This is a genomic window from Pseudomonas sp. GD04019, from assembly GCF_029837695.1.
GTDB lineage: Bacteria > Pseudomonadota > Gammaproteobacteria > Pseudomonadales > Pseudomonadaceae > Aquipseudomonas.
The window spans coordinates 381,062-394,047 of the sequence record NZ_JAOEEA010000002.1; the positions used below are offsets into that span (position 1 = coordinate 381,062).

The window sequence follows — 12,986 nt, forward strand, 5'->3', positions numbered from 1 at the left end:
CCACGCGGCCGGATAGAGGCACTCTCAAGAAAGCAAGGCTTCTTGCTAAGGGACGATTCGCACGGGTCGAGAAACGTCCCCCCTAATGCGACGGGAACATTGGAAGCTGCGCTAGTCGGCGGTAGCCGCCGTGCATCAGCTCATCGCCGCGGCGTACCAGCCGCCGTACGCGGGCACGCAATGCACTGTCTTTGTGCCAGTCGGCCGCGACGGCATCCGCGCCGAACAGACCTTCGCCCACCTCGCGCAAGGAGGCTCCCGCGAGGGTCGCGTCGAGCGCTTGCAAGGTATGCAGTTCCAGCAGCGCGGCGGGCGTGGGGCGGGAGCGGGCTGTTGCCACAGGCGTGGCCACGGTTGCGGCAGATAGCGCATCCAGCTTCGCAGCGAGCGTGCGGTAGCGCGCACAGGGCGTGGCGCAGGCGCGTGTGGCGTAGAGATAGGCCGAACCATCTTCCAGGTCGGGTGCGAGTGCCAGCCGAACGCAGCAGCCTGGCCAATGCGATACGAGCACCAGGCGCTTGCCGTCGTGGGTCAGTTGCTTGCGCCCAGGAATGCGCCAGAACTCGAAGGTATGCGCATCGGGTGGTGGGTCGGCGTCGGGGTATAGCTGCACCACGGCATCGTGATCGGGGAACCAAGCAGGATGTGCGTCGCGCGCATCCAGGCCGGGATCTTCCAGCAGGCGCAGGCCCCAGGCCTGCGCCGCATCAGGCTTGCGACGCCGGCGTAGCCAGTCGCGCCGGTAGCTTGGATTCCTGCGCAAATACTCCCAAGCCAGCGCTGGGCCATCGAGGTGCAGCGTGTAGAGATACGCGGCCGTGGGATACCAGTGTTGGCTGCTGCGGTCAGTCATGGCGAAACCTCCCTGTTTCTGGGAACGTCGCCACAATTCCGCTGTGCGGGAGCTATCGAATCGCCATCAAGTGGTCATCAAACTCGGGTTACGCTTTAACTGCTGGTGTCAAGACAGATTCGCTCCAGTGCATTGCCGAAATCGTCTAAATGCGACGACTGCACCGCCCGGAAATGGGGTGCAGCATTGAACACCGTGCCGAATCTCGCGCCTGGCATCATGACTGTTTTGGTCAGGAGCGCACCACCCTGGTGCAAGCATGCGGATCAAGACTTGCCAGGTCTTGGCTAAGACCGAAATAGTCACAATGCGATACTTTTTGCCTGGTCGCGCTGGAATGCGTCAATCGGTGATCGAACCGTTTTCCTGAGCCAGTCGAACGTATTCCGACAGCGGCCGCGTCGGCTGGAAATACCGATCTCGTATCACGGGCTGCTTGAGCGGCCCGACGATGGACGCCAGATCGGACAGCTTCACCGTCGCCAGGGCAGGCATCCCGATCCCGAGGTCGATCAGGCCGTAGGCCGTATCGCCATCGGTCGGATCGAGCGCGGCCAATAGCCAGGTCGCATGTGCGTCCGGTGTGAACAGGCGCACCACGGGCAGCGGGTCACATTCCTGGCCTGCGGCGCGGGTGAGGCCGTGGGCCAGTAGGTGCACCCGGTCTTCCTCGGTGACAAGCGTGGTCAAGGCCGCGCCCCTTCCACGAACACACGCAATCGCCGAGGCGCATCTGTGCCTGCGGACGGATGCACGTATGCGCAAGCGCACGAAGCCGCAAAAGCGGAGAGGCACGAAGGCGTATTGGTGGAAGTCAGGAAAGACACGGATGCGGTTCCCTGGGTCTGAGGAAATCCGCAGATGCGGATCTCCGTAAAAGCACGGAAAAGGAAAACATCACCACCAAATGAACACTATAGATTGTAGTCCTATAGGGCGCAATGGGCTGTCATCTTGGTTTTTTGGGGAAACCATAGGTGGCAGCGAAGAACTCATTGGCAGCGGCGATTCGGACGGTAAGGAAGGCGCGTGGTTTGAGCCAGGAAGCGTTCTCCAACGTGTCCAGTCGCACCTACATGAGCACGCTGGAGCGCGACCTGAAAAGCCCAACCATCCAGAAGCTGGCCGATCTGTGCGAGGTCATGGAAGTGCATCCGCTCACGCTGCTCACATTGGCTTATGCCGGTGACAGCACCCGCGAAGCTGATGAATTGCTGGCACAGGTGCGCCAGGAACTCAGGGCGATATTGGAAGAGCCCGACACGCCTTAGCGCGTTGGCGTGTGGTACTGAATTGCAGCAAGCGGAGCGCGCAGCGCCGCAGGCGCGAAGGCGTGAGGGATTGAAGCCGGATGGCCGTGACGGCTTGCCGGCACGGGGCGAAGCCCGAAAGCCCGGCGGCGCTTACAGCGCCGACACGCCACACACCGCTCGTTGACACGGATTGCGAGCCACAAGGCACGCATGCAGGCCCGCCGTGACGGGCGTATCCAGCACGCGGCAGCAGCAGAAATCCTGCGCGTGCGGTGCTGCGATCAGCAGCATCGCGCCCCGCCGCAGTGGGCGGGACGCGGTAAGCGGCTGTCAGGCCGCCTTCGGCTTGTTGCGCGACCAGATCAGGTCGTGCGTGCCGTCCTCGTTCTCGATCAGGCGGGCATAGACCGTCGCCGGGAACGAAGGGTCGTCGATGGATACGGACAGGTATTCCCGCCCGGCCTCGCTGGTCTTCTTCCACGCTGCGCCGACTTCGTGGCCAGCCGCTTGCAGGTGGAAGTCGGGGGCGTTCTCGGTGTCGCCCTTGTCGTTGGGAACCAGCTTGACCTTGACGTTGAGCGTCAGGGTGCGAAGCGTGCCGGTGAAGCCGTCTTTCTCTGCGGTGAAGGTGCCGATGTTAGCCATGATGTTTCTCCTTTCGGGTTGAACAAGGTCGCGCCAGTGCGTCCTTGTTGTGATCCGGCCGGCGGGGGATGGGCTGGTCGCACCGCACAGCGGTCGCAACAACGTGGAGAACCTGGAAGCGAAAAGAATTTGTCCCGCGAGGAATGCGCGCAGCGCAGGGGAAATTGTTTTCGCTGCAAGGTTGCGGCCATCAAGCACAAGGCGCAGCCGCGCCACCGCCAGGATTCACAACAAGACAAGGACGCACAGGCCGCCCGCTCCCGAATGGAGACGTGGCCAACTCGGCATCCCCGCGTGACGGCTGCACCGGCTTGCGCCCTGACGCGGGCCAGGTCAATGCCCCGACGACAAGGCCAGAGCGCCCCTGCCGCAGCTCACGGCCACATACTGAGGCGTGGTGTGGAAGCTCCATAGAAGCGAGGCTGGGCGGCGTGTCGGTGAACCGTCTTTCGTGACGTACAGACAACGAACCGCCAGCGTCGGGGACGGCACGCTTTCGTGCAACCTGCCGCAGCAAGCCGGGGCGTAGCCACACCAGCCCCGCCCATTGCGGCGGGGCTCGGTCGAATCGTTGGCGGCGCGATGCGCCGCCACACTTGCTGGCTTCGTGGATTTCGCGCACGAGCGCCCTTGTGCGTGGCCCCATCGCCGCCTGTCCGAAGGCGGCGATGGGGCGTTTTGGCTTTGAGCAGTGAAACCGGGCGCGGCCACCGCCGCGCCCGGAGTTTTCGACCACCGGCCCCAAGGCGGCACGGCTTGGGGCCGGTGCGGCTCGTTATTCCTTGGTTTCGATGATCCACCACACGGCGCGCGGCAAGGCGCGGCCCGTGAGGGGATGCAGATCGGTCAGGTCGGCGCGGGCCGTCCAGCCACGCGGCGGACGGTAGCCGCGCACGTCGCCGTCGCCGTGCCAGCGGCGGGCGCGCACCGTGCCGGAGGCATAGGTCGCAGCTATGCGGGGGCGGTTTGCGGGTTGGTGGGTCATGGCAGGCATCCTCAACATGAAGCGCCCCGGCCGGAACCGGGGCGCTATCTACGGTGCGAAGTCACGCGGCCAAAGCCTCGGCCTGCGGCTGGTCATCCGCCACGGCGGCCACTTCTTCCTGTGCTTCGGCTTCGCCATCCGCCGGCGCGTCCTGCCCGGTCTGCTGCGGGCCTTCGGAGCGGAAGATGGCGGGCATCCAGCCGGTGCCAGCGGCCAGCCGTTCGGCTTCGCTGGCAATGTCGCCCTTCTTCAACTTCGCCAGTCGGGTGACGTGCGAGGGCGCGAACCCGCCAACGGCTTCCAGAATCGCGGCCTTCGGCACATGCCGGAAGTAACCCTCATTGGTGGGCTGCCACCACGCGGCCATATCCAGCCCCACGGCCTGCGCCAGTTCCGCGCCGGGCTGGTGCGGCGTGGCGCGAGGCGTCACCACGTCCACCGTGGAAGCTAAGCACACGGCCAACAGCCGCACCAGTTCATCCTGTGATTTCGCCAGCAGCGCGGCGAACAGTTCGGCGCTGTCCTCCGGCAAGGTTTCGCCTGCCACCTGTTGCAGTTCGCGCAGCGCCACGGCGGCGGGTGATTCCGGCCAGTCCGGGGCCATGCCTTCCAGCCGGTCTTGCACCGTGAGGCGCACACCCAGCGGCAGGTCGTGCCCGTAGTGCCTTTCCTGCAAGACGGTCTGCACCATGCCATGCACCACGGCGGCCAGCGCTGCTTGCGGATGCCGTGCAACTTCGATTTGCAGCGCAGCGGTACGGTGCGCGCTCAACCGCTGCGCCAGTCGGTCAGACATGGCGGCGGTCTTGGGCTGCTCGTCGTCCTCGCCTGCGTCCTCGTTCGCGGCTTCGCCTTCGCTGCCGAAACCCTGCCGCAGCCGCTCCAGCGTGCGCAGTGCCTTGGCCTCCGCTTCGCGCAGCAGCCCGCGATGAATCGCGGCCTGCCCGTCGCGGTCGATGGTGACAATGGCACCGGCTGCGGCCTTCACGTTGGCCGCATAGTCCAGCAAGCCATCTTCCAGCGCCTGCAACTGCTCGCCCAGGCGTTCGCCTTCTTCCTGCAAGGCATCGGCCTTTTCCTCGTCCTCGTCGTCCAGCGCGGCATCCACCGCCTCGGCCAGTTCGTGCAGCTTGGTTTGCAGCTTCTCGATGCGCTGCGCGTCGCGCTTGTTCGGACTGCGGCGTTCCCTTGGCGCACGCTGGAAGGCTTGCAGATCGGCATGGGTCATGCCCGGCGTGGCATCCACCCACGCCCAGCCCTCGGCCTGCACCTTGGCGGCGATACCTGCCAGCTTGTCCTGCGCCAGCCGTTCCAGCAGTGCGGCATCGGTCAGATACACGCCTTTGTCGCCCTCCGCGAACAGGTCGCGGCGGATGCCACCGCCTTCCTGCTCGTAGCCGTCCAGCCCGACAAAGCGCACCAGCGGATGCCGGTAGGCGTCGATTTCGCGTTCGGTCAGGCGGTCGCGCAGGTTGTGCGGGCCGCGCTGCCATGTGGGCGCATCGTAGAACGCGGCTTCCTGCGCAGCATGGTCGTCGGTGATGGCGAGGGCCATCAACTGGTCAAGGCTCACGGCCTCGGCCCGGTAGTCGGCCAGCAGGCGCGGCGACACGTTGGCGAGTTTCAGACGGCGCTGCACCACCAGCGGCGTGACGCTGAAATCCGCTGCAATGTCCTCGATGCTGCGGCCTTCGGCCACGAGCGCGGCGAACGCCTCGAACTGGTCGGCGGGGTGCATGGCTTCGCGCTGCACGTTCTCGGTGAGGCTGGCCGTGCGGGCGGTGCCATCGGCCACCAGCAGGCAAGGCACCTCCCATTCCTTGCTAATGCGGTGCTTTTTCGCCAGCAGCTTCAACGCTGCGAGGCGACGGTCACCGGCCACGACCTCGTAATGCTCGCCATCGGCGGCGGCAATCACGATGAGGTTTTGCAGCAGGCCGACACGCTGGATGCTGGCGGCGAGTTCGGGAATGGACATGCGCGGGGTCTTGCGCACGTTGCGGCCAGTGGGACGCGACACCAGCCGCGACAGCGGAACCAGAATCAGGTTCTTGGTCGGATCAGCGGCTTCCAGCGGGATAGCGGCGGCGGTGTTGATGGCGCGGGCTTCGGTTTGGGTAACGGCGTTCATGGTGATAACTCCTATCGGTTCAGGGATGCAGCAGCGAAGAAAGCGACAAGGGCTGCTGCCTGCCCCTGCCGCGTGGGGATTCAGGCTTTCAACTGGCGCATGCCATCGGCCAGCAGCCAGAGGGCGCGATTTAGTCGGATGTTTTGGTCGATGCCCTGCACCGGGCGGGTTTGCTGTCGGCGCCCGTTGGCGCTGCGGCCACGCAGCCCGCCTTGGGTCAGGTTTTCTTGGGTGCGGTTGAACACGCTCCACAGGTCGGGGCGGCGGTCGTCGAAGCGGCGCGGCATCAGGATTTGCGATTCCGTGATGGGCGCGGGCTTGTCGGGGTCGTCGTACTTGAGGGCGAGCGCGGCGCGGGCGAACACTTCGGATTCGCCATCGTCCAAGGTGATGCCGCGCATGGCATCGCGCGATTCCTTCACCCGATCGAAACCGCTCAAGACTTCGTAAGCCCCCTCAATGACCAGACCGGCCACGTCGCCTTTATGGGGCACTCGCACATCGGCCACGGTGTTGCCGCAGACAAGGCCATTGCTGCACACGAACCGGAACATTCCGGCCAGCATCTGATAGCTGCTGGTGCCGTCGTGCGAGTTCAGCAGCACGATTTCGTTGGCCTCCGCGCCGTTGATCTGGCTGGCATGGCGCAAGCGAATCATGTGTTTGGTGTGCTCGCGCTTGCCTTCGTCGCGCACGCGGGTTTGCGTCACCATGAAAGGCTGGAAGCCTTCTTTGCGAAGCTCGGTCAGCACGGCGGCGGTGGGGATATAGGCGTACCGCTGCGAACGGCTCTCGTGCGGGGCATCCGCGAAGATGGACGGGGCCACGCGGTGAATCTGGTCGTCGGACAGCGGGTAATCGCTGCGCAGCGAGGGGGAGCGGAAAGCGAAACGGGATGCGAGTTGCATGGTCTTTCTCCTGACAAAAGAGGTTTGCTGTTCACACCGCACACCGGATTTCTAGATTCGGAGCCCAGCCTTTCGGCTGTTTGGTGCGGTCGGCACGAGGAACCCGGTTGGCCCTGTTGCCACCGTCTTTCCTGAGTTCATCGCCCGCGCCCAAAGGAGCGCGCGGACGGGGGCCGTCAAGGAGCCAAGCGCAGGGTTGGTGCGGCCCGCAGGCGCAGCCGAGGACACGGCCCTGCGCGCCTTGACGGCACACGGTCGCGGGCTACGGTCGCGGGTAAGGTGATGAAGTCAGGGGAGACGGCTGGACAAGGCAACGGCCATCCCTTTGTGCTGACCGCACGCAAGCGAAGCGCGCAGGCCCGAAGCTGGAAGCCGGGCCGTAGGCGTCAGCGATGCGGAAGGCTGGCGAAGCCAGTCCCGCCAGGGATGAGCGACTAGCGAACCTGGAGCAGCGCGATCCGCGAAGCGGAGACGCAAGAGGACTCTTCGTTTACCATTTGTTTCGCAAGCAAATGATGGGAAAGCAAGAACACGGAGATATAGAGATGATTGTCTGCATCAACCGCCTCAAACAGTTCGGAATCTTCAGCGACTTCAATGGAACGAAGATCCAAAAGTTCGGCCGGTACAACCTGGTCTATGGTTGGAATGGAACAGGCAAGTCAACGTTATCGAATCTATTCTCTTGCTTTGAGCTTCGCTCGATGGTTCCCCGCTTCAGCACGGGCCAATTTTCAGTAGTTCTGGAGGATGGCTCAACGATCACGGAATCCACACTCCACTCATCCCAATTGAATATTCATGTTTTCAATCAACGCTTCGTGCATGAGAACATTGATTGGGACAAATCCGTAAAGAGCATCCTTCTTATTGCGAAAGAGAAGATTGATGACTTGCAGAAGCTGGAGAAGCTGAAGAGCGAGCTTCAGTCGAAAAAGAAGGCTCACGACGACAAGCAAAGCGATATCAAGAAGCAGCGTGAGGCATTAGAGAAGTTCCTGACCAATGCTGCCAAGAAAATGAAGCTTGGACTTCAGGCGATTGATACGAGCGACAGTTATTACTTGAATTACGACCGCCGCAAGCTCTTCAACTTCATACAGAATAACGGCGAGACAATTATCAAGGCGGAGTCGGTTCTTCCAGATGAGAGGGTTATCGACCTTACGAATGCCGCCAAGCCAGATCAGCTTCCAAGCATTGCTTTCGCCTCAACGGCCATTGAGCCGGACTACTTTAAGAAAGCGGCGGGCCGCATCAGAGATTTGATTGGGACTACGGCGGTCAATCAAGCAATCCAGCGGCTGACCGATAACCCGGAAATCCGCGAATGGGTTCAAGCAGGCTTGGAAATCCATAAAAACCACGACTCGCAATCCTGCGAGTTCTGCGGCTCTCCGTTCGCCCAGCTTCGTGCCGAGGCGCTTGCTGCCCACTTCAGCAAGGAGTTCACGGAGTTTCAGAGCCGACTTCAGAACGCGGCGACATGGATTGAATCTCAAGGCGCTCCAGCTAATCAGTTTCCCGCATCGACCGAGTTTTATAAAGAACTATCGGCCGAGGCAGAGAAGCTTCAAAAGGACTACGCAACTGCTGCTGAAAAGATCGACCAGCAAATCGACGCCTGGCGGGAAGCCCTGAAGGCCAAGATCACAGACCCTGGGAAGACAGACATTCAGATCTCGGATGTGGTTGAAGACGATGTCACCAATTTCAATGACATCCTGAAATCGATTGTTGCTCTCGTTGGAAAGCACAACAATAAGACTTCAAATTTCAAATCTGAGACCTCAAAAAGCAAGGTGGCACTGGAGCTTCACTTTGCTGCGGCTGAGGTGCAAGAGTTTGACTATGCTGGAAGTGAGAAGAAGTGCAATGACCTTGAGTCAGAAGCAAAGAACGACCATAAGGAAATTGAAAAAATTAGTCTAGAGGTCGGAGCCATAGAAGCGGCGCTCTCGAATGAAACGGTCGGGGCAAAGGAGTTCAATGACATCCTGCATCGCTTCATTGGCCGCTCTGAGCTTTGCCTGAACTTCAATCAGAAGAAGAAAGGCTATGAGATCATCAGAAACGGGGTTGGTGAGCACGATGGGAATTTGAGCGAAGGTGAGAAAACTGCGATTGCATTTGTCTATTTCATCACGAAGCTCAAAGAAAATGGAAATAACATCAAGGATACGATCGTCGTCGTTGACGATCCGGTCTCAAGCTTTGATTCTAATCACTTGTTTCACGCCTACTCGTTTTTGAGAACGCAATGCACTGAAGCCAAGCAACTTTTTGTGCTGACTCACAACTTCACTTACTTTAAGCTAGTGAGAGACTGGTTCACTGGCACCAATAGGAATCGAGTCAAAAAAGGCAACGCCGAGAATTGCTTCTTTTATCGCCTGGATGCGCCACCTGGCTCCCCTCGTCACTCCCTACTTGTGGATGCCGACGACTCACTCAAGAACTACGGTTCCGAGTACCACTATATCTTCAAGAAGCTCTACGAATATAGGGCGCACACAACACTCAATCGAGATGAGGCGTTCTTGACCGCCAACCTCGCCCGAAAGCTTGTTGAATCGTTTTTCACCTTCAAATATCCAAGGCGTCGAAGCGACATTAGTCAATTGATGGAGGCTGGCCTAAAAGATTGCACCATCACGACACCAGAGCTTAAAGAAAAAATCTACCGCTTTATCAATAAGTATTCACATAGCGACGTTATTGAGATAACAGAGGAATCCGCAGAAAACTTGGCAGGCGAAAGCCACAGCGTCATCGGGAACATCTTCCAGTGGCTGGAAGAGGTGGACAAGAAACATTACGACGAGATGATTCAGGTTGCGACGGCCTGAGCATCAGGCCGCGAGGGCCATAGCTATGCCACCAGGCGCAGCAAAAAGGGGCCGAAGCCCCTTGGGCTAGATCAGCCCATGCTCGGCGAACGATGCCGTTTCGTTGCCCGCAACGATGATGTGATCGAGCACGCGCACGTCCACCAGACCCAACGCTTCCTTGAGCCGCTGGGTCAGCGCCCGGTCAGCCGCGCTCGGCTCGGGGTTTCCGCTCGGATGGTTGTGCGAAACGACGACCGCCGCCGCATTGAGCCGCAGCGCCTCCTTGACCACTTCGCGCGGATACACCGACGCACCGTCAATAGTGCCGTGGAACATCTCCCTGTATTCGATCAGACGATGGCGCGTATCCATGAACAGCACTACGAACACCTCATGCTCGAAGCTGGCCAACTTTGTACGCAAGTATTCCTTGACCGCCGCCGGCGAAGTGAACTCTGCTCCGCGCCGCATTTTCCGGTCAATGACCTGGCGCGCAGCTTCCAGAATGTCGTCGGCCGATGCCGGTAGATAGCGCCCGTGCGCGTCGCGCACCAGCAGACAGGAATCGAACGAGGGAAAGGACAGTTGCGACATGATCGTGCTCCGGTTGCTCGGGCGGAATTGCCCGGAACCGGCGGCAGCACGGCGCAGCGCAAGCAGTCAGGGGTCGCAGACGGCCGCCAGGACGCAAGCGCGCATGGCGCGCGCCGCCCTTGACGGCGAGAACGCCGTGATACGGTGAAGGGAACAGCAAGACCGCCCACACCCGCCCACTGCACAGAGTCGATTTTTGGCAAGCGGAGCGCGCAGGCCCGGATCAACGAGCCGGGACGGAGGCGTCAGTGATGGAAGCCCGACAGGGGCGAGACTCGCGCAGCGAAGCTCGATGCGCAGCACGACAGCGCGACGGCGGCACGCCGGGACGCCCGACTGCTTGGGACAGGACTACTCGTTGTCCGTCTTGCGCTGCTCGATTTGCAACTGCGCCCGTTGCGTTGCCTGTTGCAGCCGCTCCACCAGCACGCCCCTCGGCGGCAAGGCGGTCAGATACTCGGCAACGTGGATGCCGGACTTGTCCAGCTCCAGCAATTCGATCTGCTCGCGCTTCTTGCCGGTGCAAAGGATGATCCCGAGCGGCGAGGCTTCCTCCGGCTCCCGTTCGTGCTTGTCTAGCCACCGAAGGTAAAGCTCCATCTGCCCTTTGTAGGCCGCCTTGAAGTCACCTACCTTCAACTCCACCGCAACCAGCCGCCGCAGCTTGCGGTTGTAGAACAGAAGGTCAAGGTGGAAATCCTCGTCGTCGATCGGAATGCGCTTCTGCCGGGCGACGAATGAGAAGCCCGCGCCCAGCTCCAGCAGGAAGGACTCCATTTCACGGATGATCGCCGCTTCCAAGTCGCCTTCCTGCCAAGTGTCCCGCAGGCCCAGGAAGTCGAGGATGTACGGGTCGCGCATGACCAGGGCCGGCGACATGCGCTGCGCATCGCGCAGGGTCGCCAACTCCTGCGCTATGGTTTCTTCCGGCTTTTGGGAAAGCGCCGTGCGCTCGTACAGCATCGAGTCGATACGCTCGCGCAGCGTCCGCACGCTCCAGCGTTGGGTGCTGGCCATCTGTGCGTAGTAGTCCCGCTGGAGCGGGTCTTTCAGCGGCATCAGGGCGATGAAGTGCGTCCAGCTCAATTCTCGTATCAGTGATACGAGAATTCGCTCGTCGGGGAAGGTGGCGGCGAACTGCACCATGCGGCGCAAGTTCTGCTCTGCAAAGCTGCTGCCGTACTCCTCCACCAACTGCGCAGCCAAGGTGGGCAGAACTTCCTTGCCGTAGGCGCCCCGGCGCCTGTCCAAGACCTGCGTGTGGATGCGTTGGCCGATGCGCCAGTAGAGCATCGTAAGCTCGCTATTCACCGTCGAGGCGGCGCGCAAGCGCGCCGCCTCGATCAGTGCCCGAATGTCGCCCAGCAGCGCCGCGGGCGCTGCGAGCGATGCTGCTGATGGCCGGCGCCCGTTCATGCCACCGCCTCCGCAAGCTGCCGCGCGCCCGTGATGGCTTGGCGGCGGCTGGCCACCAGCTCGGCCGCCTCGCGCACCGGCTTGTCCTCGGTGTGGACGTAGTGCATGAACATCGCCACGGTCTTGTGGCCCGTCAGCTTCATTCCCACTTTGGTCGGCACACCGGAATTGGCAATGTCGGTGGTCGAGCGATGACGGATGCCGTGCGTGCCTACGTGCGGCACGCTGGCGGCCTTGAGCGTCCGGCACCAGCCGCCATAGTGCTCGCCAAAGGTCAGGTGCTTGGCCGGGTCGTTCGGCGACGGCAGGACGTAAGGGCAGCCTTCCAGACGCGGCGCCGTCGAAAGCAGCCGATAGGCTTCCTCGCTCATGGGCTTGGAAATGCCGCCAACCTTGCTGTCGGGCCACACCACGCGCCGGTTCTCGAAGTCCAGCCAGCTCCATTCGAGCGGGCAGATTTCGGAGCGCCGCGCCGCAAACTCGAATTGCAGCCGGATCGCCAACGGGATGACGTAGTTCTCCAGCCCCTCCGCCTCCAGTTTCTCCAACTGGCGGAAGATCCGCACCATTTCCTCGTCCACGATGAGCCGGGTTTCCTTGCCCGGCGGGTACATCGGGACGTGGCGGCACGGATTCGTGCCGTCCGGGCGGAAGCCCCAGACTTCGGCCAAGTTGAACATCTTGCGCAGCACGCCGAAGGTCTTGTTGGCCTCGGTCGGCTTGTAGGCCAGCTTTTCCATGAGCCCCGCAATGTCGGGCCGCTTCACGTCATGCACCTTCTTGCGGCCCAGCAGCGGGATGATGTTGCGGTCGATGACGCCCTGGTAGCCGTCCTGCGTGCTGACCTTGTTGCGCTTCTTGGAGTAGTCCTCCATGAACTTTTTGCACAACTCGGCCATCGTGGGCGCCTTGCGCGCCTCGGCCTTGGCACCGCCGGGATCACCACCCCGGCGAACCTCGGCCAGCCAGTCCTGCGCTTTGACCCGCGCCTGTTCGACGGTTAGCTCCCCGTAGAGTCCCAGCGAGGGCTTGCGGGGCTGGCCAGAGTTCGTGCGGTACTGGAGCATGAACACCCGGCGTCCCGTCGAGGTAATCTTGCAAAGGAAGCCGGGCACGACGGTATCCCGTAGTTCGATGTCCTTCGCCTGGGGTTGCGCCGACTCTACGGCGGTCTTGGTGAGCTTGATCTTTGCCATGATGACTCCTTGGAACGACCCGGATTCCAGGAGCCAGATAGGAGCGGCGCGAGGGAGAACCGGGTCAAGTTTCAGAAAGCACCGGCATATGATGGAAGCGCGTAAGCTATTGATAAACCTGCTGTATCGGGCTACGTCGCAGTCCAGCGAACTACCGGGCTGGAGTCATCGTGA

At 61.6% G+C, this 12,986-nt stretch carries 11 protein-coding genes; 2 read left to right on the forward strand and 9 right to left on the reverse strand.

Annotated elements, in window-relative coordinates; all coding sequences use genetic code 11:
- Window positions 1-82: 82 nt before the first annotated feature.
- Window positions 83-853 (reverse strand): DUF2285 domain-containing protein, encoded by a 771-nt coding sequence (locus tag N7607_RS04500; protein ID WP_003092318.1) that lies wholly within the window; start codon window positions 851-853, stop codon window positions 83-85.
- A gap of 342 nt (window positions 854-1,195) precedes the next feature.
- Complete coding sequence (locus N7607_RS04505) at window positions 1,196-1,543, reverse strand: DUF2958 domain-containing protein (RefSeq protein ID WP_016487838.1); 348 nt, start codon at window positions 1,541-1,543, stop codon at window positions 1,196-1,198.
- A gap of 287 nt (window positions 1,544-1,830) precedes the next feature.
- On the opposite strand from N7607_RS04505, the gene N7607_RS04510 reads away from it, so the two are divergent.
- Entirely contained in the window at window positions 1,831-2,124 is a 294-nt protein-coding gene (locus N7607_RS04510) for a helix-turn-helix transcriptional regulator (protein WP_006379425.1), read from the forward strand.
- A gap of 312 nt (window positions 2,125-2,436) precedes the next feature.
- Here the strand turns inward: N7607_RS04510 and N7607_RS04515 are convergent, their stop codons facing one another.
- From N7607_RS04515 to N7607_RS04530, 4 genes are all read right to left on the reverse strand, one after another.
- Window positions 2,437-2,751 (reverse strand): DUF736 domain-containing protein, encoded by a 315-nt coding sequence (locus tag N7607_RS04515; protein WP_001273857.1) that lies wholly within the window; start codon window positions 2,749-2,751, stop codon window positions 2,437-2,439.
- Window positions 2,752-3,526: 775 nt separating this feature from the next.
- Window positions 3,527-3,736, reverse strand: coding sequence for a hypothetical protein (locus N7607_RS04520; protein ID WP_022580212.1), 210 nt, complete (start codon window positions 3,734-3,736; stop codon window positions 3,527-3,529).
- Window positions 3,737-3,797: 61 nt separating this feature from the next.
- Entirely contained in the window at window positions 3,798-5,867 is a 2,070-nt protein-coding gene (locus N7607_RS04525; RefSeq protein WP_000994919.1) for a ParB/RepB/Spo0J family partition protein, read from the reverse strand.
- A gap of 80 nt (window positions 5,868-5,947) precedes the next feature.
- Window positions 5,948-6,775, reverse strand: a complete 828-nt coding sequence (locus N7607_RS04530; protein WP_003092327.1) for a DUF932 domain-containing protein — start codon at window positions 6,773-6,775, stop codon at window positions 5,948-5,950.
- A 545-nt stretch (window positions 6,776-7,320) separates the two neighbouring features.
- Here N7607_RS04530 and N7607_RS04535 point away from each other — a divergent pair.
- Entirely contained in the window at window positions 7,321-9,624 is a 2,304-nt protein-coding gene (locus N7607_RS04535; RefSeq protein WP_006379607.1) for an AAA family ATPase, read from the forward strand.
- Window positions 9,625-9,690: 66 nt separating this feature from the next.
- On the opposite strand, the gene radC is transcribed toward N7607_RS04535, so the two are convergent.
- The 3 genes from radC to N7607_RS04550 all read right to left on the reverse strand — a co-directional run bounded on the left by radC (window position 9,691) and on the right by N7607_RS04550 (window position 12,812).
- A complete protein-coding gene (gene radC, locus N7607_RS04540; RefSeq protein ID WP_003092330.1) occupies window positions 9,691-10,200 on the reverse strand; it encodes a DNA repair protein RadC in 510 nt (169 codons plus the stop codon).
- A gap of 351 nt (window positions 10,201-10,551) precedes the next feature.
- Window positions 10,552-11,616, reverse strand: coding sequence for a PDDEXK nuclease domain-containing protein (locus N7607_RS04545; RefSeq protein ID WP_003092331.1), 1,065 nt, complete (start codon window positions 11,614-11,616; stop codon window positions 10,552-10,554).
- Complete coding sequence (locus tag N7607_RS04550) at window positions 11,613-12,812, reverse strand: site-specific integrase (RefSeq protein WP_001062689.1); 1,200 nt, start codon at window positions 12,810-12,812, stop codon at window positions 11,613-11,615. Before N7607_RS04550 ends, N7607_RS04545 begins: the two co-directional genes overlap by 4 nt.
- Window positions 12,813-12,986: the final 174 nt, after the last annotated feature.

Bases quoted from the DNA above. Each gene is read 5' to 3' on its own strand.
- N7607_RS04545 (WP_003092331.1), bottom strand. From the start codon at position 11,616: ATGAACGGGCGCCGGCCATCAGCAGCATCGCTCGCAGCGCCCGCGGCG.
- radC (WP_003092330.1), bottom strand. From the start codon at position 10,200: ATGTCGCAACTGTCCTTTCCCTCGTTCGATTCCTGTCTGCTGGTGCGC.
- N7607_RS04530 (WP_003092327.1), bottom strand. From the start codon at position 6,775: ATGCAACTCGCATCCCGTTTCGCTTTCCGCTCCCCCTCGCTGCGCAGC.
- N7607_RS04550 (WP_001062689.1), bottom strand. From the start codon at position 12,812: ATGGCAAAGATCAAGCTCACCAAGACCGCCGTAGAGTCGGCGCAACCC.
- N7607_RS04515 (WP_001273857.1), bottom strand. From the start codon at position 2,751: ATGGCTAACATCGGCACCTTCACCGCAGAGAAAGACGGCTTCACCGGC.
- N7607_RS04535 (WP_006379607.1), top strand. From the start codon at position 7,321: ATGATTGTCTGCATCAACCGCCTCAAACAGTTCGGAATCTTCAGCGAC.
- N7607_RS04520 (WP_022580212.1), bottom strand. From the start codon at position 3,736: ATGACCCACCAACCCGCAAACCGCCCCCGCATAGCTGCGACCTATGCC.
- N7607_RS04525 (WP_000994919.1), bottom strand. From the start codon at position 5,867: ATGAACGCCGTTACCCAAACCGAAGCCCGCGCCATCAACACCGCCGCC.
- N7607_RS04500 (WP_003092318.1), bottom strand. From the start codon at position 853: ATGACTGACCGCAGCAGCCAACACTGGTATCCCACGGCCGCGTATCTC.